Origin of the sequence: Janthinobacterium sp. NKUCC08_JDC (genome assembly GCF_019345575.1) — a bacterium.
In the GTDB taxonomy this organism is placed as follows: domain Bacteria; phylum Pseudomonadota; class Gammaproteobacteria; order Burkholderiales; family Burkholderiaceae_D; genus Janthinobacterium; species Janthinobacterium aestuarii.
In genome coordinates, this window is record NZ_JAHKQW010000003.1 from 204,151 (window position 1) to 230,688 (window position 26,538).

At 62.9% G+C, this 26,538-nt stretch carries 20 protein-coding genes; 12 read left to right on the forward strand and 8 right to left on the reverse strand.

What is annotated here, in order from left to right:
* Positions 1-26: 26 nt before the first annotated feature.
* Positions 27-788, forward strand: coding sequence for a GNAT family N-acetyltransferase (locus KO538_RS10835; RefSeq protein ID WP_034757395.1), 762 nt, complete (start codon positions 27-29; stop codon positions 786-788).
* Here the strand turns inward: KO538_RS10835 and KO538_RS29640 are convergent.
* From KO538_RS29640 to KO538_RS10850, 3 genes are all read right to left on the reverse strand, one after another.
* The gene (locus KO538_RS29640) at positions 721-6,183 is read right to left on the reverse strand and encodes a CHAT domain-containing protein (RefSeq protein WP_219328316.1); all 5,463 of its coding nucleotides are present in this window, start codon (positions 6,181-6,183) and stop codon (positions 721-723) included. The two genes, KO538_RS10835 and KO538_RS29640, sit on opposite strands and share 68 nt — an antisense overlap.
* A gap of 270 nt (positions 6,184-6,453) precedes the next feature.
* Positions 6,454-6,741, reverse strand: coding sequence for a hypothetical protein (locus KO538_RS10845; RefSeq protein ID WP_034757399.1), 288 nt, complete (start codon positions 6,739-6,741; stop codon positions 6,454-6,456).
* A 179-nt stretch (positions 6,742-6,920) separates the two neighbouring features.
* Complete coding sequence (locus KO538_RS10850) at positions 6,921-7,613, reverse strand: ABC transporter ATP-binding protein (RefSeq protein ID WP_034757401.1); 693 nt, start codon at positions 7,611-7,613, stop codon at positions 6,921-6,923.
* A gap of 311 nt (positions 7,614-7,924) precedes the next feature.
* Here KO538_RS10850 and egtD point away from each other — a divergent pair, with 311 nt between their 5' ends.
* Both egtD and egtB read left to right on the forward strand, forming a co-directional pair.
* Positions 7,925-8,917 (forward strand): L-histidine N(alpha)-methyltransferase, encoded by a 993-nt coding sequence (gene egtD / locus KO538_RS10855; RefSeq protein WP_083292867.1) that lies wholly within the window; start codon positions 7,925-7,927, stop codon positions 8,915-8,917.
* A gap of 7 nt (positions 8,918-8,924) precedes the next feature.
* Positions 8,925-10,157 (forward strand): ergothioneine biosynthesis protein EgtB, encoded by a 1,233-nt coding sequence (gene egtB, locus KO538_RS10860; RefSeq protein ID WP_219328317.1) that lies wholly within the window; start codon positions 8,925-8,927, stop codon positions 10,155-10,157.
* Positions 10,158-10,162: 5 nt separating this feature from the next.
* Here the strand turns inward: egtB and KO538_RS10865 are convergent, their stop codons facing one another.
* The 4 genes from KO538_RS10865 to KO538_RS10880 form a co-directional block, all read right to left on the reverse strand.
* Positions 10,163-11,755, reverse strand: a complete 1,593-nt coding sequence (locus tag KO538_RS10865; RefSeq protein ID WP_219328318.1) for a methyl-accepting chemotaxis protein — start codon at positions 11,753-11,755, stop codon at positions 10,163-10,165.
* 169 nt (positions 11,756-11,924) lie between these two features.
* A complete protein-coding gene (gene leuA / locus KO538_RS10870; protein WP_219328319.1) occupies positions 11,925-13,631 on the reverse strand; it encodes a 2-isopropylmalate synthase in 1,707 nt (568 codons plus the stop codon).
* A 353-nt stretch (positions 13,632-13,984) separates the two neighbouring features.
* On the reverse strand, positions 13,985-14,272 hold the full coding sequence (locus KO538_RS10875) for a barstar family protein (RefSeq protein ID WP_219328320.1): 288 nt from the start codon (positions 14,270-14,272) through the stop codon (positions 13,985-13,987).
* Between the two features lie 56 nt (positions 14,273-14,328).
* Positions 14,329-14,751: a hypothetical protein gene (locus KO538_RS10880; RefSeq protein WP_219328321.1), complete on the reverse strand. Its 423-nt coding sequence runs from the start codon at positions 14,749-14,751 to the stop codon at positions 14,329-14,331.
* A gap of 185 nt (positions 14,752-14,936) precedes the next feature.
* Here KO538_RS10880 and KO538_RS10885 point away from each other — a divergent pair, with 185 nt between their 5' ends.
* The 6 genes from KO538_RS10885 to KO538_RS10910 all read left to right on the forward strand — a co-directional run bounded on the left by KO538_RS10885 (position 14,937) and on the right by KO538_RS10910 (position 22,103).
* Complete coding sequence (locus tag KO538_RS10885; RefSeq protein ID WP_034757417.1) at positions 14,937-15,848, forward strand: patatin-like phospholipase family protein; 912 nt, start codon at positions 14,937-14,939, stop codon at positions 15,846-15,848.
* A 59-nt stretch (positions 15,849-15,907) separates the two neighbouring features.
* Positions 15,908-16,312, forward strand: coding sequence for a heme-binding protein (locus tag KO538_RS10890; RefSeq protein WP_034757420.1), 405 nt, complete (start codon positions 15,908-15,910; stop codon positions 16,310-16,312).
* A 295-nt stretch (positions 16,313-16,607) separates the two neighbouring features.
* On the forward strand, positions 16,608-17,786 hold the full coding sequence (carA, locus tag KO538_RS10895; protein WP_034757422.1) for a glutamine-hydrolyzing carbamoyl-phosphate synthase small subunit: 1,179 nt from the start codon (positions 16,608-16,610) through the stop codon (positions 17,784-17,786).
* Complete coding sequence (gene carB, locus KO538_RS10900; protein WP_034757425.1) at positions 17,779-21,015, forward strand: carbamoyl-phosphate synthase large subunit; 3,237 nt, start codon at positions 17,779-17,781, stop codon at positions 21,013-21,015. The genes carA and carB overlap by 8 nt, the downstream gene beginning before the upstream one ends.
* Before the next feature lie 168 nt (positions 21,016-21,183).
* A complete protein-coding gene (gene greA, locus KO538_RS10905; RefSeq protein WP_034757428.1) occupies positions 21,184-21,660 on the forward strand; it encodes a transcription elongation factor GreA in 477 nt (158 codons plus the stop codon).
* Entirely contained in the window at positions 21,660-22,103 is a 444-nt protein-coding gene (locus KO538_RS10910; protein ID WP_219328322.1) for a DUF4149 domain-containing protein, read from the forward strand. Before greA ends, KO538_RS10910 begins: the two co-directional genes overlap by 1 nt.
* Before the next feature lie 188 nt (positions 22,104-22,291).
* On the opposite strand, the gene KO538_RS10915 is transcribed toward KO538_RS10910, so the two are convergent.
* A complete protein-coding gene (locus KO538_RS10915; RefSeq protein WP_219328323.1) occupies positions 22,292-22,762 on the reverse strand; it encodes a YhbY family RNA-binding protein in 471 nt (156 codons plus the stop codon).
* A gap of 42 nt (positions 22,763-22,804) precedes the next feature.
* Between KO538_RS10915 and KO538_RS10920 the strand changes: the two genes are divergently transcribed.
* The 3 genes from KO538_RS10920 (at position 22,805) to folP (ending at position 26,520) form a co-directional block, all read left to right on the forward strand.
* The gene (locus tag KO538_RS10920) at positions 22,805-23,488 is read left to right on the forward strand and encodes an RlmE family RNA methyltransferase (protein ID WP_034757436.1); all 684 of its coding nucleotides are present in this window, start codon (positions 22,805-22,807) and stop codon (positions 23,486-23,488) included.
* Between the two features lie 202 nt (positions 23,489-23,690).
* Positions 23,691-25,571, forward strand: a complete 1,881-nt coding sequence (gene ftsH / locus KO538_RS10925; protein WP_034757438.1) for an ATP-dependent zinc metalloprotease FtsH — start codon at positions 23,691-23,693, stop codon at positions 25,569-25,571.
* A 115-nt stretch (positions 25,572-25,686) separates the two neighbouring features.
* On the forward strand, positions 25,687-26,520 hold the full coding sequence (gene folP, locus KO538_RS10930; protein ID WP_219328324.1) for a dihydropteroate synthase: 834 nt from the start codon (positions 25,687-25,689) through the stop codon (positions 26,518-26,520).
* Positions 26,521-26,538 lie beyond the last annotated feature (18 nt).

The window sequence follows — 26,538 nt, forward strand, 5'->3', positions numbered from 1 at the left end:
GTCGTCTTGATCACAGGGATGAAACCATGCAAAACATAATCGCATCAAACGAAGCCAAGGCCCGTCCGGTCCAACTGGTGCTGAGCCAGGCCACGACAGCGTCGGAATTGCGCGAAGTGCAGCGTTTGCGTTACAAAGTGTTTATCGAGACCATGGGGCTGACGTCGCTGGCGAACGCCGATGGCCTCGACAGCGATGAATTCGACGCGCACTGCGATCACCTGATCGTGCGCGACGCCGACACCCTGAAAGTGGTGGGCACCTACCGCGTGCTGAGCGCGGCCAAGGCGGCCAAGATCGGCCGGCTGTATTCGGAAAACGAGTTCGACCTGAGCCGCTTGAAGAACCTGCGCGGACGCATGGTCGAAGCGGGCCGCGCCTGCATCCACCCGAAATACCGGGGCGGCAGCGTGATCATGCTGCTGTGGTCGGGCCTGGCCGAGTACATGCGCCGCGAGCGCTGCGACTACCTGGTCGGCTGCGCCAGCATCAGCCTGGCCGATGGCGGCCATAACGCTGTCGCCGTGTACCAGGCGCTGGCCGAAAAGCACATGGCCCCAAGCGAATACCGCGTCACGCCGCACCTGCCTTTCCCCATCCACCAGGTGGAAGCGGCGCACAAGCCGCAAGTGCCGCCGCTGATCAAGGGCTATCTGCGTTCGGGCGCCTGGATTTGCGGCGAACCGGCGTGGGATCCCGATTTCGAAAGCGCCGACATGTTCATGATGATGCCGCTGGCGAATCTGGACGAACGCTATGCGCGCCATTACGGGGTGGTGCCCGGCTGATAGCGGGGAATGAGGCCTGCAGCTGGCCGGCCAGCGCCTGCACGGCGCTGCGCAAGCCGGTGTCCGGGCTGTCGGACGGCAGCAGTTCAAGCAGGAAGCGCAGCGGCGCCGTGATCGTTTCGGGTTCGCCGATGCTGCCGTGGAGCCGCACGGCGTCGTGATACAGGGCCAGGAAAGCGGCGCGCGCGGGCACGTCGAAAGGCTGGCCGTCCGGCACCTGCCACAGGGCCGCCAGCAGGGCGGCGCGCACGGGGGCGCCGGCGTCGATGGCGCGGTGTTCGTCCGCGTGGCGCTGGCGCGCATAGGCGATGGCGTCGTGCAGCAAGTCGCCCAGCTGCGGATCGAGCGCGCGCCAGGCGCCGCCGTCGCCATGGGCTTTCAGCAGCAGGGCACCGGCCAGCACCTGGAAAATCAGGTCGCAGTCGGCCACGCCGCTGCGCCGCCGCGCTTCTTCCAGCGCGGCCAGGCAGGCATCCGTCATGGCGCGCAGGGCCGGCGCGCCCGAGTTTCCTTCGCGGCAGGCCAGGCGCGCCTGCAAGGCCCAGTAGCGTCCCAGCAGGTCCAGGCGCTGTGCCGTGGGCGCCAGCGCCACCAGCAGGTCGATATGCTGTTTCCCATCCTGCAGCAACTGCCGTCCCTGCGCCATATCGGGCAAGGCCGGCACCTCGATGCCGGCGCCTGCATCGAGGCCGCACAGGGCCGCGCCCTGGCGTATTTCCAGTTCCGCCCAGTGCGCCAGCGCGCGCAAGCCCACCTTGCCGTCGGCCGCGCTGTGCGCCGCCCGGTAGTGTTCGATGGCGCGCAGGGTGTTCTCCAGTCCACCGAGGCCGGCGCGCGTGGCGGCCATGTTTTCGCGGATGTCGGCGCAGCCGAAGAAGCGGGCGCGCACGGCTTCCTCGATGCTGGCCAGCTTTTCCTCGATGGCCGCGCGGCGTGCAGGATCGGCGCCGGCCAGGCGCGCGTGCAGGGTTTCCAGGTCGGCCAGCAAATGGCCGTGGTAGTGGTAGTCGGGCGCTTGCCAGGGTCGGCTCTGGGTATTCGGAAAGCGGTAGCGGTCGTCGCCATACGCCTGGTAGGCGCCCCAGGTGTTCGAGGCGGGGAACTGCAGGTAGGCCGCTTCGCGCGCCAGGCGCACGGCGTCGCCGAAATATTCGCCGCTCAGCATGGCGTGATAAAAGCTGTGCGCGAAGATGCTGGCCGCCTGGTCGTCGATGCGCCAGCCGGCCGCGATCACGGCCTGCGAACCCATTTCAATGAAGGCCGTGGCCAGGCTGGCGGCCAGTTTCGACCATGGCGCGATGGCGTCCGGGCGCATGTCGCCCAGGTGGCAGCAATTGATGAAGACGAATTGCGGCACGCGCTTCAATTTACCCACCTGCGCCGCCGTCAGCCGCGTCTTCGGTCCCAGCACCAGGCCCGTATGGGCGATGCCGGGGCCGGCCACTTCGCCGTGGCCGGCCAGGTGGATGGCGAAATAGCGCTCGTCGAACAGGTGCACGAGCACGCGCTGGGCCTGCGGGCGCAGCAGCTCGCGCACCTGGTAGCCGTACGTGCTGAACATGTGCGCCACGTCTTGCGCCTCGGCCTGCGCGGCGGGCAGTTCGGGCAGGCCGGAATCGGTGTCGCCGATCACCAGCACGCTGTTGCTGGGCGGGCTGACGGCGGGCGGCTGCTCGCGCAGGCTGGCCAGTTGGCGCACCATGCCGATGCGCGTCGACAGCGGGCTTTCCTCGCTGCCCGCCTCGTCGCGCATCAGCTCCCACGGATAGATGGCGGCGCTCTGGTCGACGGCCAGGATCAGGCCGCGCATCTCGGGGATGGCCGCCTTCAGGCCATTGGGCAGCATCAGTTCGTACAGGGCGCGCGACAGGCCCGGCTGGTCGGTGGTGTTGTCGGTGGCGTCCATGATCAGGCCATCGACGGCCTGCCGCTGGTTCGGCTCCTCGTCGACGCTGTTGTGGGCGCGGTCCGTCAGCACGGTGAAACGCAGGGCGCCGGAGAGATCGGCGGCGACGATTTGCACGCGGCGCCAGCCATTGTCGCCGCTCAGGCTGGGCAGGATGCGCCGGTAGCCGCCGGGGCTGTGGCGGATGCGCCGCTCGAACGTGAAGCTGCCCTGGTAGCGCGCTTCGGCCATGATCTGTTCGATGGCCACGGCGGCGGCGATGGCGCGCGCCTCGGACTGTTCATAGATGGCGATGTGGCCGATGCGGCACGCCATGCCCGCGTCTTCGAGGCGCCGGTTGGCGCTGCGCGCGCCGTCGATCAGGGCCCGTGCGCACAGGGCGATGCTCAAGCCGCCATAGCCGGAACCGGACAGCAGGCTGGCCACGCGCAAGCCGTGTTCGCCCATCGGCGGCGCGGCCACGTGGCCGGCGGCGCGCACCTGCAGGCAGACGCACGCGTATTCGAGCAGGCCGCCGGCAAAGGCGCGCGCCAGTTCGCCCGGCGTCAGTTCGCCCAGCGCGCCCAGGCCAATGACGATGGCGCCGCCGGGCCGGCGCGCCGCATCGGGCTGCAGCACCACGAGGGCGGAGTCGGGGCGCTGCGGAAAGCGGCCCAGCGCGTGGATTTCCTGCAGCTTGCCCGCCAGCAGGCGGTCGAGAAAACTCATGCTGCCGCGCAGCGATTCGGACGCGTAGCAGCCGCTCATGACGGGCGCGTCGGCCGAAGCCATGCTGCCGTGGATGACGGATAGGCTCAGCTGCGGCGCGCGGCTTTCCGGCGCGCTGGCCGGGCCGGCGGCGCCGATGGCCGCGTCGAGCAATTCCTGCGCCTGCGGGTACAGCGGCGTTGCCTCTGGCACGTAGGGATGGAAGCGGGGCGGGGCGCCGCCGGGCGCGTGCGGCGGGTGGCGGGGCAGGGCGGCGGCATGGCCGTTGTCGAGCAGCTGCGCGATGGCCGGGTAGTAGTCTTTTTGCAGCAGCAGGTCGCCATGCGCCACCGGCAGGTAACAGGCGGCCACGCCGTCCGGCACCGCGCCTTGCCAGGCCGTGCGGCCATCGCCATCGGGCGACCAGGCCGTCTCGATGCCGCCGTCGCGCAGGCGCAGCGCCACCGGCGTGTCGGCGCAGCCGGCCAGATAGCTGCAAAGGCGGGCGTCGAGCGGTGCCGCTTCCAGCAGGGCGACGGTGGCGCGCGCCGCAGCCAGCGCTTGAGCCTCGGGCGCCTGCCAGCCGCCGGGCAGGTTCGCTTGCGCGTCGCCGGCGGCCAGCTGCGCCCAGGCCTCGGGGTCGAAATAATCGATGCCGCCCGCCTGCGGCCACGGCAGCATGTCCAGCACGCCGGGAAAGGCGCGCACGAAGCCGAGAAACTGGCGCCGCGTGTGCTTCCAGCCTATCCAGCAGGCCAGCATCTGCACCAGCCGGTCGCGCCCCAGCAGCACTTGCACCATCGCCTGCGTGCCGCGGTTGGCCGTGCCCACCTGCAGCAATCGGCTGCCGGGCAGGGCGCCGAAGCGCTGCCAGCGGTCCTTCAGGGCCAGGCGCGCCACCAGTCCGCCCATGCCGTGGGCGACGATGCGCAGCGGCTGTCCGCGCTGTTCCGCGTCGCGCATGGCGTCGTCGAGCACGGGCAGGAAGGCGCTGCTGGAGTGCTGCAGCGAGAGGCGCCAGTCATAGGTAAAGGGCCGCACTTCCTGGCTTTGCGCAAGAAAACGGGCAAACGGTTCATAGCAGGACTCGATCCAGCCGGCGCTGACGATGTGCGGCTGGCCCACGGCCAGGCGTTCGATGCGCCCTTCGACCAGGTTGACGGGGTCGAACCAGATGCGGTTGCTGCCCACTTGCAGGTGGCTGCCCATGATATCGGGCAGCAGCAGCACGATGGGCGCGTGCGCGCGCCGTTTCGGCACTTCGCCGCCGCGCGCCAGCGGGCCGTGCTCGATGCCGGGCAGCGGCTGGTAGGCTGCCTCGTCGCCGGTCAGCGCCTGCACGGCGGCCTGGCTGGACGGCGCGCGCTCGAAGTAGTTCAGGTGGTGCGTGTGCGGCCCGCGCAGCAGCAGTTGCCGCACCGGCGTGCTGCGCGTGGCGCCGCCGGCCATCGAGGCGCAATTGACCACCAGGTCGTTCTGCCCGCCGTACAGCTGGTCGCCGAGGCAGTCGCCCAGCCAGCCCAGCAAGCCATCGCCGCTGCAGGCGCCGGCCAGCACGTGCAGCGGACTGGCCACGCGCACGTCGGGCGCGTTGAGCAGCGCCACCAGCGGCGAGTCGGGCATCATCGCTTCCAGGCCGGGCAGGATGCGCGCGTCGCAGCGCTGCTGCACCACAGCCAGCAGGAAGGCCATGGCGCCATCGGGAGCGCCGCCGTGCAGCAGCAGGTTGAGCATCACGCTGGCCCAGCGGTCGAGGCGGCCCGACATCAGGGTGGTGCCGCGCGCAGGACACGCCACGCGCACGAAGCGGGCGATGCGGATGGCGCGCGTCTTCAGTTCCACGCTGAGTGCGCGCAGGCGCGACGCATCCTCGTCGTAGCCGCCGCGTCCGCCCAGCCGCGCCTGCGCCGTGAAGTGTTCGATATCGTGGCTGTTGAACGCTTCGCCGCCCACCGTGTTTTCGCTCAGTCGCTCCAGGCCGTCGCCGGCCAGGTCGACGGCGCCGCGGCTGTCGATGCGCTGCGCGCGCGCCAGCAATTCACCGACCAGGCCGCCGCGCGAATGGGCCAGCAGGTGCAGCACGGCGCCGTGCGGCAGCTGGCGCACGAGGGCCAGCGCATTCTCGATGGGGCTGTCGCTGAGGCTGCGGTGCTCATAGCCGTAGATGCGGTTGCCGTATTGCGCCGCCAGTTGCGGCGCCAGGCCGTTGCGCCACAGGCCGCCAAAGCTGCGCTGGGTCGACGAGGCCGTGCCGTGCAACAGCAGCAGCACCGGTTCCGGCCCGGCGGGCAGGCTGGCGGCGGCCGTCATGCTGCCCGCCTCGATGCCGCAGCGGTACAGGCCCAGGCGCTGTTCCAGCTGGCGGTCCTGGAAGGCGCCCGCCGCCGCCAGCGCCGTCATGGCGGCGGCGCCGCAGCGGTACACGCGCACGGCCCGCAGCATCCAGGCGCCCAGGCCGTCGCGGCTGGCGCCGGGCGGCTGGCGCGCCGCCTGCGGGCGCAAGGCCAGTCCCACTTCGATGCTGGCGGGGGCGCCGTCGCGCGCCACCGTGGCCGGTCCCAGGTAGCGTGGCAGGTCGAGGCTGCCCGCCAGCAGCGAACTGCCGTCGCACAGCAGCAGTTGCACGACGTCGGACGGGCCGATATCGAGCACGGTGCGGCAGCTGCCGATGCCGCGCGCGCTGGACAGCACATGGGTTTCGGCGTGCCAGCCGGGCGCGGCGGGGCAGTCGCCGGCGCTGGCGAGGGGATCGCGCGTGAGCGTCAGGCGCAGCACGGGCGGCGCAAGAGGATCGCTGGACATGCGGTTGGGATCGCTGGTTAAAAGCTGACCTTGATGCCTGCGCGGACTATGCGTGTTGTGTCAGATCAAGTTTGCGTGGAAATGCAGGGGAGAAGCTGGAGCAGGCGTGCCGGAGCGGGAGGGCAGAGAAACGGTCAGCATGGTTTGGGCTGGGTCTCTTCGCTATCGTGCTCGGATGTTGTGCGGTGAGCGAACTACGCGAATTGTATGGCAAAAGTTCATGGCGCCGGGAACCTGGGTGCCTGGCATGGCATTACAACAGCGGGTGCTTCAATGGACTGGCGTGGCGGACAGTTCCTTCAGTTCGCGGATGGTGATGTCCGATTTTTCATGCATGCGCAATAAAATCGTTGCACCGACCGACAGTTTCCCGTGCCGAATCTTGCTGATGATGGGAGGCTGAACTTCCAGGACACGGCACAGTTCCGCATCATTTTTCAAGTTCAACTTCTCGATCAAGGTATCGAGCAGCTTGTTGGGCACAAAACTCGATGGTTCGAGCGCACGCGCCCGGTTCATCGCTTCAATCATTTCCAGCTTCTTTTGCCGAACGTTCATTTACTCCTCCTTCAGGTTATGCAAGGGACGAGACCACTTTATATGGTCCCGGCTATAGTTCGTCATCGCAGTACGGCTGTCTGGGTGACGTGACAACATTCGCGTTACAACATTGATAACCAGGCAAGTGTTTTAAATAATACTACGATAACAAAACTTGTGACAGATGGTCAGTTAAATTAACTGATTGTTTGATCAATTTGGTTGACGATTGTTGTATTTTGTAATCCGCTTTTCGTCAGGATCATGGTCCGGTCCGCCATTTCGGCGGCGGCCAGCGAATGCGTGACCATGATCGCGCAACTGCCGTTGGCCTTGATTTCGGCGCGCAGCAATTGCAGGATGCTGTGCGCCGTGTCCGGGTCGAGGTTGCCGGTGGGCTCGTCGGCCAGCACCAGCGCCGGCTTGTGGACGAGCGCGCGGGCGATGGCCACGCGCTGCATTTCGCCGCCCGATAATTGCTGCGGGAAGTCGCCGCCGCGTCCGCCCAAGCCGACGGCCTCGAGCATGCTGGCGGCACGCTCCTGGGGCAGTCCGTTGAGCAGCAGCGGCAGGGCCACGTTTTGCAGCAGGGTCAGGTGCGGCAAGACGTGAAACGCCTGGAAGATAAAGCCCATGCGGGCGCGACGCAGCCGGGTCGCGGCGGCGTCATCGAGGCTGGACATGGCAATGCCGTCCACCAGGATAGGGTGCGCTTCGGCACCCGCATCGGGCGTATCGAGGCCGGCGATCAGGTTCAGCAGTGTCGACTTGCCCACGCCAGAGTCGCCCATGATGGCGATGAATTCCCCGGCCTTGAAGCGGCAGGAAATGTTGGCCAGCACGGGACGGGCATTGGCATAGGACTTCGACAGATGGCGCAATTCGAGCATGGTATTAACGGTTACCGTAAAGGGAGGCACGCGGGGGAGAGGGGGGCCTGGGAACTGCAATGGCGCGCGGATTGTTTGGCCGGCAATGTGTAGTATACGACAGGCTTATGCTTTTTGCTTGGTAATACCAATTTTTCTGTGCGCAGCCTGTTTGACCTTAAGTTACCTGCCGCACGGCTGGCTTGTGCGGATTCCGTTATGATGGAAAAAAGTCATCGGCAAGGCGCCTGCAAACCGCTATGGCAGGGGCGGCGCGCCCGGTGGCTGACCGTGCAAGCCCTTCGTGAACCTAACATTGACGACGCCAGCCCATGACCATGCCACTTGCGCAACAGCAGTCCAATTTGTATCCCACCAGCAACGCAGAAGCGGCCAGCGCCACTCCTGCCACGATAGCCGAGATCAGCAGCGGCCTGCTGGCGCGCGATGCCTGGACGTCGCCCAAATACCTGTACGACGCGCTCGGCTCGAAGTTGTTCGAAGCCATCTGCGCCTTGCCCGAGTACTATCCGACGCGCACGGAAGCGGCCATCTTCGCCCGTCACGGCGCCGAGATCGCGCACGCCGTGGGGCCGGGCAGCACCCTGATCGACTTGGGCGCGGGCAATTGCGCCAAGGCCGCCAGCCTGTTTCCGCTGCTGCATCCGGCCCAGTACGTGGCCGTGGATATTTCCTACGATTTCCTCAGTGAATCGCTGAGCCGGCTGCAGCAGCGCTTTCCGCACATCGAGATGACGGGTCTGGGCCTGGATTTCTCCAGCCGCCTGGACTTGCCCGACAGCGTGCGCGACGCGCGGCGCCTGTTCTTCTACCCCGGCTCGTCGATCGGCAATTTTGCGCCTGAGCAAGCGACCGCCTTTTTGCGCCGCCTGCGCGCGAATGCGGACGGCGATGGCGGCCTGCTGATCGGCGTCGACCTGATCAAGGACGACGCCATCCTCGACGCCGCCTATGACGATGCGCTGGGCGTCACGGCTGCCTTCAACCTGAACATGCTGCGCCACGTGAACGGGTTGATCGGCGCCGACTTCGACGTGCGCGCGTGGCAGCACCATGGCTTTTTCAACGCCGACGAGCGCCGCGTCGAAATGCACCTGGAAGCGCGCAGCGAGCAGCTTGTCCATTGGAAAGGCGGCCAGCGGCGTTTCGCGAAAGGCGAGCGCATCCATACAGAAGACAGCTACAAATACACGCGCGCCAGCTTCGTCGGCTTGCTGGAACAGGCCGGGTTTTCCACCGTGCAAGTCTGGACGGACCCGCAGCAATGGTTTGCGGTCATCTATGCGCGGGTCATCAGGGACTAAGAAAAAGATGCTGATCGATCACTACAAAAAGGTGCGCCAGCACTCGCTGCTGCTGGCTGAACCGCTGTCCGACGAGGATTGCGGCGCCCAGTCGATGCCGGACGCCAGTCCCGTGAAATGGCACCTGGCGCATACGACCTGGTTTTTCGAAACGTTTATTTTGGAAAGCATGGAAGCGGCGTTCGCGCCATTCCACCCGGCCTTCCGCGTGCTGTTCAACTCGTATTACAACGGCGTGGGCGAGAAGCACCCGCGCGCCCAGCGGGGCTTGCTGACGCGCCCCGGCATGGCGCAGGTGCGCGCTTACCGCGCCAATGTCGATGCGCGCATCGCGTGCCTGCTGGCGGGCGAACTGGCGCGCGAGGAGCGCGAACGGCTGACCATGCTGCTGGCGCTGGGCCTCGAGCACGAACAGCAGCACCAGGAGTTGCTGTTGACGGACGTCAAGCACCTGCTCGCGCAGAGCGCCCTGTTTCCCGCTTACCTTGACACTGCGCCTGCGCCAGCGCAAGAACACGCGCAGCCGGCGGCCTGGCTGGCGTTCGACGGCGGCTTGGCGCAGATCGGCCATGCGGGCGATGGCTTCTGTTTCGACAATGAATTGCCGCGCCACCCGCAATACGTGGCGCCGTTCGAACTGGCCAGCGCGCTGGTGACGAATGGCGAATTTCTTGCCTTCATCGAGGCGGGCGGCTACCGCACGGCGCATTTGTGGCTGGCCGAAGGCTGGGACTGGGTACGCAGCCAGCAGCTCGAGTGTCCGCTGTACTGGCAGCGCGATGATGCCGGACACTGGCAGGAATTCACCTTGTTCGGCTTGCGCCCGCTCGACCTGCAGGCGCCGGCCACGCATCTGTCCCTGTTCGAGGCGGACGCCTATGCGCACTGGGCTGGCGCGCGCCTGCCGACGGAAGCGGAGTGGGAGCTGGCGGCGCAAGGGGGCGCCGTGGAAGTGGGTCAGCTGCATCCGGCGGCGGGCGCGCCGGGAACGGGATTGCGGCAGATGTTCGGCCACTGCTGGCAGTGGACGAGCAGCAGCTACGCGCCGTATCCGGGCTACCGCACGGCGCCCGGGGCGCTCGGTGAATACAACGGCAAGTTCATGCTGAACCAGTATGTGTTGCGCGGCTCGTCCTGCGCCACGCCGGCCGGCCATGCGCGTGCCAGCTACCGCAATTTCTTCCCGGCCGGCGCGCGCTGGCAATTTTCCGGCATCCGCCTGGCACGCCAGGTGGAGTAATCGGCTTAGTGCAAGCGCGGGACGGCAGGTGGCGGCGCTTTGCCTCCGGCATTCTGTTCCAGCTTGAACTGGCTGACGAGGGTTTCCAGTTCGCCCGCCTGTTCATGCATGGCCGCCGCCGCCGCGGCCGCTTCCTCGACGAGGGCCGCGTTTTGCTGCGTCGTCTGGTCCATCTGCATGATGGCGGCATTGATCTGCTCGATGCCTTCGCTTTGCTCGTGGTTGGCGACGCTGATTTCACCGACGATGGCGCTGACCCGGCCCACGCTGGCCACCACTTCATCCATTGTGGCGCCCGCCTGGCTGACCAGCTGCGCGCCCTGGCCGACCCGGTCGACGGAGTCGGCGATCAGTTCCTTGATTTCCTTGGCCGCCGCGGCCGAGCGTTGCGCCAGGTTGCGCACTTCGGAGGCCACCACGGCAAAGCCGCGTCCTTGCTCGCCGGCACGCGCTGCCTCGACTGCCGCATTCAGGGCGAGGATATTCGTCTGGAAAGCGATGCCGTCGATGACGGCGATGATGTCGACGATCTTGCGCGACGATGCATTGATGGCGTCCATGGTGCCGACCACTTCCGCCATGGCCGAGCCGCCGCGCTGCGCGATGGCCGACGCCGAGCGGGCCAGGCTGTCGGCCTGGCGCGCATTGTCGCTGTTGCTGCGCACGGTGCCCGTCAGTTCGATCATCGACGAGGCCGTCTCTTCCAGCGCGCTGGCCTGCGCTTCCGTGCGGGCCGACAGGTCGGCATTGCCGCTGGCGATCTGGCTCGACGCCACGGCTATCGTGCCCGTGCCGCCGCGCACTTGCCCCACCAGGGTGGCCAGGTTGGTGTTCATGTCGCGCAGCGCCTGCAGCAGCTGGCCCGCTTCATCCTTGCCGTCGGCCACGATTTTGCTGCTCAAGTCGCCTCCGGCCACCGCTTGCGCCACGCGCAGGGCGTAGGCGATCGGCGTGGTGATCGAGCGCGTCACCCGCCAGGAAAAGAGCACGCCCAGCAGCAGGGCGGCCGTGCCCAGGCTGGCCATCAGCACATTGGCTGCGGAAATATTCTGCTGGATTTGCTGGCCGCCATGCACGACGACGCCGCGCTGGATTTCATTCAGGCGGTTCACGGTCTTTTGCAACTGGTTCAGGGCGGGCAGGGTGTCGTCGCGCACGTGCGTGGCCGCTTCCGCGCGCTGTCCCGCCACCAGCAGCTTGTCGGCCTGGCTGAACGAGACGACATAGGCCTTGCGCTGCTGCTTCAAGGTGGACAGCAGTTCCTTGCCTTCAGGCAGCACGATCAGGCGGTCGAGGATGGTCAGCGCATCGGTGATGGTGGCCTTGTTGGCGTCGATTTCGCCGTGGATGGCGTTGGCGCGGGCCGGATCTTCATGGATGAACAGTTCCAGCACCAGTGCCGCGTTCGAACGCGTGGTGCTGCGGATGGTGGCGATGGCGTCGGCCTTGGCCCAGTCTTTCTCGATGATGGCTTCGCTGAGCGCGCCGATCTTGTCCAGCCGGAAAAGGCCCGTGCCTACCAGCACTGCCATCAGCAGCAGCACCACGCCAAAACCGGCGCCCAGGCGCACGCCTATCTTCATATCCGTCAATTTCATACTGATTCCCTCGGTAGCTAGTGATCTGTCTCCGGTGGTCTTGTTATGAAATGATTATACGGCTGGCGATACCTGATTTGCACTACTAATTGCCTTATAGAAATGAAAAAGCGGCACGGCGATCAAGCCGTACCGCTTTTTCTCCCTATGAGCGATGCTTGATCCGTGTTCAGGCGGCGCTGGCAGCCACGTCGGCCGCTGTTGTTTTTTCGGCGTCCGTCTGCTTGATGCGGCGGTTCACGGCCGACAAGACGGCCTTGAACGAGGCGGTGACGATATTGCTGTCGATGGCGGCGCCGAACAGGGTAGGGCCGTTATCGAGGCGCAATTCCACATAGCAAGCCGCTTGCGCATTGGCGCCGGAGCCGATCGAGTGCTCATGGTAATCCATCAGCTTGATGTCGAGACCGAGCGCATTGACGAAGGCGTCGATGGGGCCGTTGCCGCCGCCTTGCAGGGCCAGCGGCGCCTGGCGGTGCGACAGGCTGATGTCGATCTGCACGGATTCGTCGCTGCTCGTGTCTTCCACCATGCGGTGCGAAGCGTAGGCGTACGGCGCCGTCTGCTCCAGGTATTCCTGCTGGAAGATTTCATGGATATCCTGCGCGGCGATTTCGCGGCCCGTGGCATCAGCCACCGCTTGCACGGCGCGCGAGAATTCGATCTGCAGGCGGCGCGGCAAGACCAGGCCGTATTCCTGTTCCAGCAAGTACGCCATGCCGCCCTTGCCGGACTGGCTGTTGACGCGGATCACGGCGTCGTAGCTGCGGCCCAGGTCGGCCGGGTCGATCGGCAAGTACGGCACTTCCCAGATGCTGTCCGGTTGTTGCTTGGCGAAACCTTTCTTGATCGCATCCTGGTGCGAGCCGGAGAAGGCCGTGAAGACCAGGTCGCCCGCATACGGGTGGCGCGGGTGGACGGGCAACTGGTTGCACTCTTCCACGCATTTGCGCACGCTGTCGATGTCGGAGAAATCGAGGCCCGGGTGCACGCCTTGCGTGTACAAGTTCATCGCCAATGTCACCAGGTCGACGTTGCCCGTGCGCTCGCCATTGCCGAACAAGCAGCCTTCCACGCGGTCGGCGCCCGCCATCACGGCCAGTTCGGCCGAGGCGACGGCCGTGCCGCGGTCGTTATGCGGGTGCACGCTGATGATGATGGAATCGCGGCGCGCCAGCTTGCGCGACATCCATTCGATCTGGTCCGCATACACGTTGGGCGTGCTGCATTCCACGGTCGATGGCAGGTTGATGATCATCTTGTTGGCGGGCGTCGGCTTCCAGATGGCGCTGACGGCGTCGCAGATATGCTTGGAGAAATCGAGTTCCGTCGTCGAGAACGACTCCGGCGTGTATTCAAAGCCCCATTCCGTTTGCGGATGCTGGGCCACCAGCTGTTTGACGAGGGTGGTGCCGGTGGTGGCGATGTTCGTGATTTCCTCGCGCGACATGCCGAACACGACCTTGCGGAACACGGGCGCCACGGAGTTGTACAGGTGGACGATGGCGCGCTTGGCGCCGACGACGGATTCCACCGTGCGGCGTATCAATTCTTCACGCGACTGTGTCAGCACGATGATGGTGACGTCGTCCGGGATGCGGCCTTCATCGACGAGCTTGCGTACAAAATCGAAATCCGTCTGCGATGCCGATGGGAAGCCCACTTCGATTTCCTTCAGGCCGATGGCGATCAGCATCTCGAAGAACCGCAGCTTCTTTTCCGCGCTCATCGGCTCGATCAGCGACTGGTTGCCGTCACGCAAGTCGGTGCTCATCCAGATCGGCGGTTTGCTGATGATCTGGTTCGGCCATTGACGGTCGGTCAATTTAACTGGAGGAAAGGCGCGGTATTTGGAAGCTGGGTTTTGCAACATCATGATCGGGTACTCCTGAAAATAGGGGGAAATCAATGGTTGTGGCGCAAGCTTGCCGGGCGGCCACGAGACACTAGGCCAGGCAAGCGATCGGTAGCGGTAGCAGAGCGGCTGCGATGCCAGCAGGGGCGGTCGCAGTGGGGATTACGTGTACGAATGGGGATGGTGCAAACATCATCAAACCTTCCAGGGTTTTTTGAAACACGCCGGCGTGTGGCCAGGCGAAGCAAAGCGGCAAACTTATGCGCGTGCTAGGTGTAGTCGCGATAGCGACAGCAGGGAAGGGGATGGATGTTTGAAGGAGGACATGCACTCAATGTAAGGGAAGTCGGGCCGGGCTGTCAAGCGTTTCCGTGCTACATGTAAAGCACATGCGCTGCCTCGTCGGGCATTTCCTGTGCCATGCGCGCCAGGATGCGCTGCAGGATGGCCGCATCGTGGGGCAGCCGTGCGGCGAAGGCTGGCCACCCGCGCAGCTCGAGCTGTTGCGGCATGTCCACCAGGCCCGTGACGGCATCCCAGAACGCATCCCAGTTCATGCCATAGACGGAAGGGAAAGCCAGCGCGGTAGCCAGGGCCGCATGCAGCTGGTGTGGCGAGTTGATGTCGCTCAAGTCGATTGTCACGAGGGCTTGTCGATTCATGCTATTTCCTTGAGCAAGTTCCGCAGGTCCGTTTCGGTAAAATGGACTGGACGCCGCTACGGCGCCGATTTTTGGCAGCGTGCGGAAAATTGCATGGTGGCGCTGTTTTCAAACGGGGAGTTGAACTCGCCCTTTACCTGCGTCAAGTTGCCAGTAAAGCGCATGGTCAGCGGGCCGCTGGCCGGCCCCGCGTCGTACGTGCAAGACAGGCTGTCGCCGCTTTGCCGGCAGCCGTAGAAGTTCCCCGCTTTGCCGCGCCCGTCAACCAGGTGGGTGCCTTGCGCGCCGTGCCGGTCGGGAGCGTCGAAGCTGAGCTCAATCGTGTGCTCCTCCTGATCATTGGGTATCTGCAGCTTCCCCGTACATGTAAAGCCCACCATTTTTGTCGCGATGGGAGTGGCGTTCGCGCAGGCCGCACCCAGCAGGGCGGCAACGAGCAGGCATGGGGGAGCGATGAGGCGGAACCGGTCTGTTTTCATGAGTCGCCAAATGGAGGTGGGTAGGTGGTAAACCAGGCGCCAGTCTAGCAGCCGCAGGGGTGCGCACGGTTCGGAACATTGTCATTTGTAAACATTTAAGACCGGCTTCAGTGCGGGCGGCCTCGCTTGCGCTACAATCGGCTCTCCTTTATTGCCACTGCCGCGCGCGGTTTCCCCTCTCCACCATGTTCCCTAAACGCCTGACCCTGCTTGCCCTGGCCGCCTTCGTGCTGGCCGGCTGCGATACCACCGCCCCGAAACCCATCCAAGTATTGACGCCACCCGAACCCATCGTCGTCACGCCGCGCAAGATCAAGATCGGCCTGGCGCTGGGCGGCGGCGCGGCGCGCGGTTTCGCGCATATCGGCGTGATCAAGGCGCTCGAATCGCAAGGCATCCAGGCCGATATCGTCACCGGCACCAGCGCCGGCAGCGTGGTGGGCGCCATGTATGCGGCAGGCAACTCCGGCTTTGCCTTGCAAAAGATGGCGTTCGACATGGACGAGGCGGCCATTTCCGACTGGGCCTTGCCCCTGTTCGGCAAGTCGTCCGGCGTGCTCAAGGGCGAAGCGCTGCAAAGCTATGTCAACAAGGCTGTCGGCGGCGTGCCGCTGGAAAAACTCAAGATTCCATTTGGCGTGGTGGCGACCGATCTGAAAAATGGCCAGCCGATCCTGTTCCAGCGCGGTAACACCGGCATGGCCGTGCGCGCCTCGTCGGCCGTGCCTGGCGTGTTCCAGCCCGTGACGATTGCCGGCCACACCTATGTCGACGGCGGCCTCGTCGCTCCCGTCCCCGTGCGCTTCGCGCGCGACATGGGCGCCGATTTCATCATCGCCGTGAATATTTCGTCGCAAACGGATACCCAGAAAGCCATCAGCTCGATGGAAGTATTGATGCAGACGTTCGCCATCATGGGCCAGCGCATCAATCAGTTTGAATTGAAAGATGCGGACGTGGTGATCCAGCCCAGCCTGGGCACCATGAAGGGCAACGATTTCAACAGCCGCAACCAGGCGATCCTGGCGGGCGAGCAGGCGACCTTTGCCGTGATGGCGCAGCTCAAGCAAAAGCTGAAAGCCAAACGCGAGCAGTAAGGGCTGGTTGCCTGCCGCATTTCGTATACAATTTTGTTTCAACATAACAAGGATGCACCATGCAATCGAAACCGATTTTGACCCTGGACGACGTAAAGAAAATCGCTGCCGCCGCCGAAGCGGAAGCGGTCAAGAATAACTGGGCGGTCACGATCGCCATCGTCGACGACGGCGGCCACCTGCTGTGGCTGCAGCGCATGGATGGCGTGGCGCCGATCTCGTCGCACATCGCCCCATCGAAGGCCAAGACGGCCGCGCTGGGCCGCCGCGAATCGCGTATCTATGAAGAGATGATCAATGGCGGCCGCGTGTCGTTCCTGAGCGCGCCGGAAATCGACGGCTTGCTCGAAGGCGGCGTGCCCATCGTGTTCGATGGCCACTACGTGGGCGCCGTCGGCGTCTCGGGCGTGAAATCCGCCGAGGACGCACAAATCGCCAAGGCTGGCATTGCAGCCTTAGTGTAAGTAGTAACCGATATTGCTTTGCAAGCCGCCTCGCGCAAGCCGGGCGGCTTTTTTCATGGGGCGCAGGATTTATGCTGCTGCGCAAAAAAATGCCGGGGCTTCTGTATTTTCTTCCTTGTGGAAAAGCTTCCTTTTGGTTATAATTCAAAGGTTTAGCCAATCACACATATACCGTAGCGACTACCCATCCCCTCATTCAAAATGACCGTTGAAACACCCTGAGTGCATCTGGCTCGGGTATCTAGGCGGTCGGTCTGACGTGGCGCAGCTACGGTAACTTTATCAGGAGTTGCCCTTGCCGCCATTTTTTTCTGGCCCTGCCGTTCCAGCCATATTAGCGCTTGCTGATGGAACGATCTTTAAAGGTTTTTCGATCGGTGCCGCCGGTCATACCACGGGCGAGGTTGTTTTCAACACCTCGATGACCGGGTATCAGGAAATCCTTACCGACCCAAGCTATTGCCGCCAGATGGTCACCCTGACCTATCCGCATATCGGCAATACAGGCGTCAACCCGGAAGACGTCGAATCTTCCAAGGTACACGCCGCTGGCCTCATCATCCGCGATCTGCCATTGCTGGCATCCAATTTCCGTTCCACCCTCTCCCTGTCCGATTACCTGAAAGCTGAAAATATCGTCGCCATCGCCGGCATCGATACACGCAAGCTCACGCGCATCCTGCGTGAAAAAGGTGCGCAAGGCGGCGCCATCCTCGTCGGTACGCAAGGCAACGAGCCATCCGCCGCGCAAGCGCTGGAACTGGCCCGCTCCTTCCCCGGCCTGGCCGGCATGGACCTGGCCAAGGTAGTCTCAAGCAAGGATGCCTACGAATACCGCGAAACGGAATGGACCCTGGGTGCAGGCTATGGCCAGCTGGCTGACGCGGACGCGAAATACCACGTGGTCGCCTTCGACTACGGCGTCAAGCGCAACATCCTGCGCATGCTGACGGCACGCGGCTGCAAAGTCACCGTGCTGCCTGCGCAAGCGACGGCCGCCGACGCCCTGGCACTGAATCCGGACGGCATCTTCCTGTCGAACGGCCCTGGCGACCCGGAACCGTGCGACTACGCGATCGCGGCCACCAAGGAACTGATCGAGAAGGGCATCCCGACCTTCGGCATCTGCCTCGGCCACCAGATCATGGCGATCGCTTCCGGCGCGAAAACCTTGAAGATGAAGTTCGGCCACCACGGCGCCAACCACCCGGTGCAGGACCTGGAAACGAAACAGGTCTTGATTACTTCGCAAAACCACGGTTTCGCAGTCGACGCGGCAACTCTGCCCGCGAATTGCCGCGTGACCCATGAATCGCTGTTCGACGGTTCCCTGCAGGGCTTTGCCCGCACGGACAAGCCGGCCTTCTGCTTCCAGGGCCACCCTGAAGCGTCGCCGGGCCCGATGGATGTTGCTTACCTGTTTGACCGCTTCATCAACTTGATGGCTGCGGAGGAGAAAAAGAAAAATGCCTAAACGTTTAGATATTAAAAGTATTCTGATTATTGGCGCTGGCCCGATCGTGATCGGCCAGGCCTGCGAATTCGATTATTCCGGCGCGCAAGCGTGCAAGGCCCTGCGCGAAGAGGGCTACAAAGTCATCCTGGTCAACAGCAACCCTGCGACCATCATGACCGACCCGGAAATGGCCGACGTCACCTACATCGAACCGATCACCTGGTCTGTGGTCGAGCGCATCATCGCCAAGGAGCGTCCTGACGCGATCCTGCCGACGATGGGCGGCCAGACGGCGCTGAACTGCGCGCTGGACCTGTTCAACAATGGCGTGCTGGCGAAATACAACGTCGAGCTGATCGGCGCGTCGCCGGAAGCCATCGACAAGGCGGAAGACCGTTCCAAGTTCAAGGACGCGATGACCAAGATCGGCCTCGGTTCGGCCCGTTCCGGCGTGGCGCACTCGATGGAAGAATCATGGGCCGTGCAGCGCACCTTGGGCTTCCCGACCATCATCCGTCCATCGTTCACCATGGGCGGTTCCGGCGGCGGCATCGCCTACAACGAAGAAGAATTCGAAACCATCTGCAAGCGCGGCCTGGAAGCTTCGCCGACGAAAGAGCTGCTGATCGAAGAATCGTTGCTGGGCTGGAAAGAGTACGAGATGGAAGTGGTGCGCGACAAGGCGGACAACTGCATCATCATCTGCTCGATCGAAAACCTCGATCCGATGGGCGTGCACACGGGCGACTCGATTACCGTCGCGCCTGCGCAGACCTTGACGGACAAGGAATACCAGATCATGCGCAATGCCAGTCTGGCAGTGCTGCGCGAGATCGGCGTCGACACCGGTGGTTCGAACGTGCAATTTTCGATCAACCCCGTCGATGGCCGCATGATCGTCATCGAGATGAACCCGCGCGTATCGCGTTCGTCGGCCCTGGCATCGAAAGCGACGGGCTTCCCGATCGCCAAGATCGCCGCCAAGCTGGCCGTCGGTTTCACCCTGGACGAGCTGCGCAATGAAATCACGGGCGGCGCCACGCCGGCATCGTTCGAACCGTCGATCGATTACGTCGTCACGAAGATTCCCCGTTTCACGTTCGAGAAATTCCCCACCGCCGACCACCACCTGACGACGCAGATGAAATCCGTCGGCGAAGTGATGGCCATTGGCCGTACCTTCCAGGAATCGTTCCAGAAAGCCTTGCGCGGCCTGGAAGTGGGCGTGGACGGCATGAACGAAAAGACCAAGGACCGCGAAAAGATCGAAGAAGAACTGGGCGAGCCTGGTCCTGAGCGCATCTGGTACGTGGGCGACGCGTTTGCCCAGGGTTTCACCCTGGAAGAAGTGCACCAGCTGACCAAGATCGACCCATGGTTCCTGATCCAGATCAAGGAAATCGTCGACTTGGAACTGTGGCTCGATACGCAGAAACTGGAAAACCTGGACAAGAACACCCTGTACAAGTTGAAACAGAAGGGCTTCTCGGACCGCCGCCTGGGCTTTTTGCTGCAGACGACCGACACGGCCGTGCGCCAGCAGCGCCATGCGCTGAACATCCGTCCCGTCTACAAGCGTGTCGACACCTGCGCGGCCGAGTTCTCGACCGACACGGCGTACATGTATTCCACGTACGACGAAGAGTGCGAATCGAACCCGACCGACAAGAAAAAGATCATGGTGCTGGGCGGTGGCCCGAACCGTATCGGCCAGGGTATCGAGTTTGACTATTGCTGCGTCCACGCTGCCCTCGCCATGCGCGAAGACGGCTACGAAACCATCATGGTCAATTGCAACCCGGAAACCGTGTCGACCGACTACGACACTTCTGACCGTTTGTACTTCGAGTCCCTGACCCTGGAAGACGTGCTGGAAATCGTCGCCATCGAAAAACCGGTCGGCGTGATCGTGCAGTACGGCGGCCAGACGCCTTTGAAGCTGGCGCTGGACCTGGAAGCGAATGGCGTGCCGATCATCGGCACCTCGCCCGACATGATCGATGCGGCCGAAGACCGCGAGCGTTTCCAGCAGATGCTGCACAAGCTGGAACTGCGCCAGCCGCCTAACCGCACCGCGCGCACGGAAGCCGACGCTCTGGCGCTGGCGCAGGAAATCGGCTACCCGCTGGTCGTGCGTCCATCGTACGTGCTCGGTGGCCGCGCCATGGAAATCGTTCACGAGCAACGCGACCTCGAGCGCTACATGCGCGAAGCCGTCAAGGTCTCGCACGATTCGCCGGTGCTGCTGGACCGCTTCCTGAACGACGCCATCGAGTGCGACGTCGATTGCATCTCCGACGGCGAAACGACGTTCATCGGCGGCGTGATGGAACACATCGAACAGGCTGGCGTCCATTCGGGCGACTCGGCTTGCTCGCTGCCGCCATACTCGCTGGCGCCGGAAACCATTGAAGAACTGAAACGCCAGACGGCGCTGATGGCCAAGGGCTTGAACGTGGTCGGCCTGATGAACGTGCAGTTCGCGATCCAGAAGCAAGAGATCGATGGCGAAATGAAAGACGTCGTCTTCGTGCTGGAAGTGAACCCGCGCGCGTCGCGCACCGTGCCTTTCGTTTCGAAAGCCACCGGTCTGCAACTGGCGAAGATCGCCGCGCGCTGCATGGTCGGCCAGTCGCTGGCCTCGCAAGGCATCACGCAGGAAGTCGTGCCGCCTTACTTCAGTGTCAAGGAAGCCGTGTTCCCGTTCGTCAAGTTCCCTGGCGTGGACACCATCCTGGGCCCTGAAATGAAATCGACGGGCGAAGTCATGGGCGTAGGCCTGACGTTCGGCGAAGCGTTTGTGAAATCGCAACTGGGCGCCGGCGTGAACCTGCCAAAATCGGGCAAGGTCTTCATCAGCGTGAAAGCGTCGGACAAGCCGCGCGCCGTGCAAGTGGCGCGTGATCTGGTCGAGTCCGGTTTCACCGTGGTCGCCACCAAGGGTACCGCCGCCGTGATCGCTGCCGCCGGCATCGCCGTCACGCCAGTGAACAAGGTGATCGAAGGCCGTCCGCACGTGGTCGACATGATCAAGAACCATGAAATCGTGCTGGTGATCAACACCGTGGAAGAAAAGCGCAGCGCCATCGTCGATTCGCGGGCCATCCGCACCTCGGCCCTGGCGTCGCGCGTGACGACCTACACCACCATCGCGGGCGCGGAAGCGGCCGTCGAAGGCATCCGTCACCTGGATGAGCTGCGTGTGTACGATTTGCAAGGCCTGCACAAGACCCTGCAGCAAGCGTAGTCCGTGTGCCATTTGCAGTGACCGCCGTTAGGCGGTACACTGCATGCTTATCAACCACAGAGTTCCGTGCAGAGCAGCGCGCGGCCTCTGTGGTTTTCACTTGGTAAGGCCGTTAAACGTGGCAACACACTGCAACGGCGCCGATAACTAGCAGATAGTAGAGATAACATGACCTCAGTCCCATTGACCAAATACGGCGCAGAACTCTTGAAAGAAGAGCTGCATCATTTGAAGACCAAGGAACGCCGCATCGTCATCGATGCGATCGCCGAAGCGCGTTCGCACGGTGATCTGTCGGAAAATGCCGAGTACGATGCCGCCAAGGAGCGCCAGGCGTTCGTGGAAGGCCGCATCGCCGAACTCGAAGGCAAGCTGGGCGCAGCGCAAATCATCGACCCGACCGCGCTCGACGCGGAAGGCCGCGTGGTGTTTGCCTCGACCGTGAACCTGGAAGACCTGGAGTCGGGCCAGAAAGTCACGTACCAGATCGTCGGACTCGATGAAGCCGACCTGAAAATGAACAAGGTGTCCGTGACGTCCCCGATCGCCCGCGCGCTGATCGGCAAGTACGCCGGCGACGTGGTGGAAGTGCAGGCGCCATCCGGCCCGCGCGAATACGAAATCCTGGAAGTACTGTACATTTGATGCTCGCCCGCATGCGCATCCTCGTTGCCACCCTGTGGGCCGGCAGCTTGTGGACCATCGGCTTCATCGTGGCGCCGACCTTGTTCGCTACCTTGAGCGACCGCGTGCTGGCAGGCAATATCGCGGGCAGCATGTTCCGCGCCGAGGCCTGGCTGTCCATCGCGTGTGCGCTGATAATGCTGGCCTTGCTGCAATGGGCGCCCGGCGCGCTGGAACTCAAGCGCCGCCGCCTGCTGGGGGCGCTGGTGCTGTCGATGCTCGTGTGTGCGCTGCTCAGCCATTTTGGTATTTCGCCGCTGATGGCCGAACTCAAGGCGCAAGCCCCGTCGGGAATCATGGACGAGGCCATGCGCAGCCGCTTCGGCATGCTGCATGGCGTGTCGACCGTGATCTTTGCCGTGCAGAGTGTGCTGGCGGGCGTATTGATCTGGAAACAGCAGTAATTGTTGCCGTGTGTGTCGGATTACGCGCTGTGCGCTAATCCAACCTACCGATCGATGCGGTAGGTCGGATTAGCGGCGCCCTGGCGTCGCGTAATCCGACAAGCGCAATTGCAATAAAAAAGCGGAGCAGGGAAGATCCCGTGCTCCGCTTCTTGTTTCAACAGCCTTGCGGCTGCTGAACGACAGGCTTACTTGTTGCCCAGTGCGCTTTTCTTGGCGCTTTTCTGACGTGGCTTGGCACGCTTGATGGAACCGCCTTCGGTAACGCGCTCATTGCCCTTGATCATGACTTTCGTCACGCTCGGGCGCTTGGTGCCGCTGGCGCTGGCCTTGACGATGGTCACTTCGCGCATGCCTTTGCCGGCGCTGACCTTCTCCTTAACCACTTCTTTTTTCGGACGGTAGATTACCAGCAGTTTGCCAATATGTTGTACCGGGGCGGCGCCGAGATTGCCGCAAATCGTATCGTACATTCCGACGCGGGCTTCGCGGTCGTCGCCGAACACGCGGACTTTAATCAGACCGTGCGAATCCAGGCCAAGGTCGATCTCTTTGAGGACAGCAGGTGTCAAGCCCGCTTCGCCAATGATGACGATAGGCTTCAGCGCGTGTGCTTCGGCGCGCAGTGCGCTGCGCTCTACGGGTGTAAGTTTTAGCATAATAATATTTAGTAATTCCCTTAAAAGCAGTATTCTACGCGAATGGCAAAGAAGAAATTAAACAAAAACTGGTTGCACGACCACATAAATGATCCATATGTGAAGTTGGCGCAAAAAGAGGGCTACCGCGCCCGGGCAGCATACAAGCTCAAAGAAATCGATGAAGACGAAAAACTGATCAAACCTGGCCAGGTGATTGTCGACCTTGGTTGCACTCCTGGCAGCTGGGCTCAGTACACGCGGCGCAAGCTGGCCGGCAAGGACGGCGGCGGGGTCAATGGTACCCTGATTGGCCTGGACATGCTGGAAATGGAGCCGATCGCCGATTTCCACTTCATCCAGGGCGACTTCCGCGAAGCGCGCGTGCTGCGTCAGCTGGAAGTGGTGTTGCAGGGCCGCAAGGTGGACCTGGTCCTGTCGGACATGGCGCCCAACCTGTCGGGCATCGCCACGGCCGACGCCGCGCGCATGGAGCATCTGATCGATCTGGCCATCGAATTTTCGCAATTGCACCTGAAGCCGTCTGGCGTGCTGCTGGTGAAATGCTTCAAAGACATGGGTTTCAGCCAGATCGTGGAGAAATTCCGCGCTGAATTCAAGGTCGTGGTGCAGAAAAAGCCCAAGGCCAGCCGCGATAAATCGTCGGAAATCTTCCTGATGGGCCGTGGAATCAAGAATCCGCTGAAAAATGCCGTTGAAGAAGATGATTCCGCCCTTGATATTTAAGCGGGAATCCGCACATGGGAACGAGAAGTGCAGTAGCGTCTGATGGTATAAAAGCCTAAATTGTTTATACTGCATTTTTTTGCGTGAACGCGATTTTTTCGCGCGCACGGATCGGCGGGCTTTGGCACGGCCCGCTTATTGCGAGTAAAATCGTGTTTCTAGCTATAGGTAAAGAGATGCGCACTGCATCCAAGGAGTCTTCGTGAATAACATGTTTTCCAAATCTGCCATCTGGGTAGTCGTATTGCTGCTGTTGTTCATGCTGTTCAAGCAATTCGACAGTCATGGCGCCACAGGCGGCAGCAAGGCCATCGCTTATTCCGATTTGCTGGATGAAGTCAAAGCCAAGCGCGTCAAGGATGTCGTGATCGAAGGTTCGTCGATCACCGCCAAGCTGATGGACGACACCAAGGTGCGTACCACCGCCACCAGCCTCGACAAGGGCCTGATCGGCGACCTGCGCGACAATGGCGTGCATTTCGATGTGCGCCCGCCTGAGGAAGCGTCTTTCCTGCAAACTATTTTTGTTTCCTGGTTCCCCATGCTGCTGTTGATCGGCGTGTGGGTATTCTTCATGCGTCAGATGCAAGGCGGCGGCAAGGGCGGGGCATTCTCGTTCGGCAAGTCGAAGGCGCGCATGATGGATGAAGCCAGCAACACCGTCACCTTCGCCGATGTCGCCGGTTGCGACGAAGCGAAAGAAGAAGTCAACGAAGTGGTCGACTTCCTCAAGGATCCGAGCAAATTCCAGAAACTGGGCGGCCGCATTCCCCGCGGCGTGCTGATGGTCGGTCCTCCTGGCACGGGTAAAACCCTGCTGGCGCGCGCCATCGCCGGTGAAGCCAAGGTGCCGTTCTTCTCGATTTCCGGTTCCGACTTCGTGGAAATGTTCGTCGGCGTCGGTGCCAGCCGCGTGCGCGACATGTTTGAAAACGCGAAAAAGCATTCGCCGTGCATCATCTTCATCGATGAGATCGACGCTGTCGGCCGTCACCGCGGCGCCGGCATGGGCGGCGGCAATGACGAGCGCGAACAGACCTTGAACCAGTTGCTGGTCGAGATGGACGGTTTTGAAGCGAACTCCGGCGTGATCGTCGTGGCCGCCACCAACCGCGCCGACGTGCTCGACAAAGCCTTGCTGCGTCCGGGCCGTTTCGACCGTCAAGTGTCCGTCGGCTTGCCCGATATCCGCGGCCGCGAACAGATCTTGAACGTGCACATGCGCAAAGTACCTATCGGTACTGACGTGAAGGCCGATATCCTGGCCCGCGGCACCCCTGGTTTCTCGGGCGCGGACCTGGCCAACCTGGTCAACGAGGCAGCCCTGTTCGCGGCACGCCGCAGCAAGCGCCTGGTGGAAATGATCGACTTCGAAGATGCGAAAGACAAGATCTACATGGGTCCTGAGCGTAAATCGATGATCATCCGCGAGGAAGAGCGTCGCAATACGGCTTACCATGAGTCCGGTCACGCCGTTGTCGCCAAGCTGCTGCCGAAGGCCGATCCCGTGCATAAAGTCACGATCATGCCGCGCGGCTGGGCCCTGGGCCTGACGTGGCAGTTGCCGGAACACGACAATCTGTCCGCCTACAAGGACAAGATGCTGGAAGAAATTTCCATCCTGTTCGGTGGCCGTATCGCCGAAGAGATTTTCGTGGGACAAATGTCCACGGGCGCGTCGAACGACTTCTCGCGTGCCACCAAGCTGGCCCGCTCCATGGTGACCCGCTTCGGCATGTCCGACAGCATGGGCGTGATGGTCTACGAGGATAGCGAAAACGAAGGTTTCTTCGGTGGCGCCACCAAGACGATCTCGGAAGCGACCCAGCAAAAGGTCGATGCTGAAATCCGCAACATTCTCGACAAGCAATATGCTTTGGCGCGCACCTTGCTGGAAAGCAACCGCGACAAGGTGGAAATGATGACCAAAGCCTTGCTGGAATGGGAAACCATCGATGCCGAGCAAATCAATGACATCATGGCCGGCCTGGAGCCGCGTCCACCGAAAGTCATTCCGCCACGCCGCAATGCGGGCGACAGCGGCACGGGCGGCATCTCGCCAAACGTAACGGCGCCAGCCTGATAAAGGCCGCCCTGACGGGCGACACGCAAGGGTATGGCAAGAACGAGGGTAAGGAGCAATCCTTGCCCTTTTTCGTTGCCGCGGCAGTTTTTTCCTGACGACTACAAAGATTCACATGCGACATTATTTGCAATTCGGCCGTTTCGGCTTCAACCTGCAAGGCACGCAGGCGCTGGTGATGGGTATCCTGAACATCACGCCCGACTCGTTTTCCGATGCGGGCCAGTATCAACACCTGGAGTTTGCCATCTCGCGCGCCGAGCAGATGATTGTTGACGGCGTCGACATCATCGATATCGGCGGCGAATCGAGCCGTCCCGGCGCGCCGCCGCTGCCGCTGCAGGACGAGCTTGCGCGCGTCATGCCGGTGCTGTACGCCTTGCGCGACTGCGGCAAGCCCCTGTCCGTCGACACGTACAAGCCGGAAGTGATGCGCGAAGCCATCTTGGCGGGCGCCGACATGATCAACGACATCAATGGTTTCCGTGCGCCGGGCGCCATCGAGGCCGTGCGGGACAGCGACTGCGCGCTGTGCATCATGCACATGCAAAGCGTGCCGCAAACCATGCAGGACCAGCCGCAGTACGAAGACGTGGTGCGCGAAGTAATTGCCTTCCTGCGCGAGCGCATCGACACGATGACGGTGGCCGGCATCGCCCGCGAACGCCTGTGCATTGATCCCGGCTTTGGCTTTGGCAAGACGGTGGAACAGAACTATGCCTTGCTGCGCGCCACGCGCCAGCTGCGCAGCGAACTGGGCCTGCCTGTGCTGGCAGGGCTGTCGCGCAAGTCGATGATCGGCGCCGTCACGGGCCGTCCCGTCGAGCAGCGCTTGGCCGGCAGCGTGGCCGGCGCGCTGGCTGCGGTAGCGCAAGGCGCGGAAATTATCCGTGTGCATGATGTCGCGGAAACCGCCGATGCACTGAAGGTATGGCGCATGGCGCACTGAGCCTGTAAGATTCATTAT

Excerpts from the sequence above, each read along its gene's own strand:
- KO538_RS10835 (WP_034757395.1), top strand. The coding sequence starts at position 27 with ATGCAAAACATAATCGCATCAAACGAAGCCAAGGCCCGTCCGGTCCAA.
- KO538_RS29640 (WP_219328316.1), bottom strand. The coding sequence starts at position 6,183 with ATGTCCAGCGATCCTCTTGCGCCGCCCGTGCTGCGCCTGACGCTCACG.
- KO538_RS10845 (WP_034757399.1), bottom strand. The coding sequence starts at position 6,741 with ATGAACGTTCGGCAAAAGAAGCTGGAAATGATTGAAGCGATGAACCGG.
- KO538_RS10850 (WP_034757401.1), bottom strand. The coding sequence starts at position 7,613 with ATGCTCGAATTGCGCCATCTGTCGAAGTCCTATGCCAATGCCCGTCCC.
- egtD (WP_083292867.1), top strand. The coding sequence starts at position 7,925 with ATGACCATGCCACTTGCGCAACAGCAGTCCAATTTGTATCCCACCAGC.
- egtB (WP_219328317.1), top strand. The coding sequence starts at position 8,925 with ATGCTGATCGATCACTACAAAAAGGTGCGCCAGCACTCGCTGCTGCTG.
- KO538_RS10865 (WP_219328318.1), bottom strand. The coding sequence starts at position 11,755 with ATGAAATTGACGGATATGAAGATAGGCGTGCGCCTGGGCGCCGGTTTT.
- leuA (WP_219328319.1), bottom strand. The coding sequence starts at position 13,631 with ATGATGTTGCAAAACCCAGCTTCCAAATACCGCGCCTTTCCTCCAGTT.
- KO538_RS10875 (WP_219328320.1), bottom strand. The coding sequence starts at position 14,272 with ATGAATCGACAAGCCCTCGTGACAATCGACTTGAGCGACATCAACTCG.
- KO538_RS10880 (WP_219328321.1), bottom strand. The coding sequence starts at position 14,751 with ATGAAAACAGACCGGTTCCGCCTCATCGCTCCCCCATGCCTGCTCGTT.
- KO538_RS10885 (WP_034757417.1), top strand. The coding sequence starts at position 14,937 with ATGTTCCCTAAACGCCTGACCCTGCTTGCCCTGGCCGCCTTCGTGCTG.
- KO538_RS10890 (WP_034757420.1), top strand. The coding sequence starts at position 15,908 with ATGCAATCGAAACCGATTTTGACCCTGGACGACGTAAAGAAAATCGCT.
- carB (WP_034757425.1), top strand. The coding sequence starts at position 17,779 with ATGCCTAAACGTTTAGATATTAAAAGTATTCTGATTATTGGCGCTGGC.
- greA (WP_034757428.1), top strand. The coding sequence starts at position 21,184 with ATGACCTCAGTCCCATTGACCAAATACGGCGCAGAACTCTTGAAAGAA.
- KO538_RS10910 (WP_219328322.1), top strand. The coding sequence starts at position 21,660 with ATGCTCGCCCGCATGCGCATCCTCGTTGCCACCCTGTGGGCCGGCAGC.
- KO538_RS10915 (WP_219328323.1), bottom strand. The coding sequence starts at position 22,762 with ATGCTAAAACTTACACCCGTAGAGCGCAGCGCACTGCGCGCCGAAGCA.
- KO538_RS10920 (WP_034757436.1), top strand. The coding sequence starts at position 22,805 with ATGGCAAAGAAGAAATTAAACAAAAACTGGTTGCACGACCACATAAAT.
- folP (WP_219328324.1), top strand. The coding sequence starts at position 25,687 with ATGCGACATTATTTGCAATTCGGCCGTTTCGGCTTCAACCTGCAAGGC.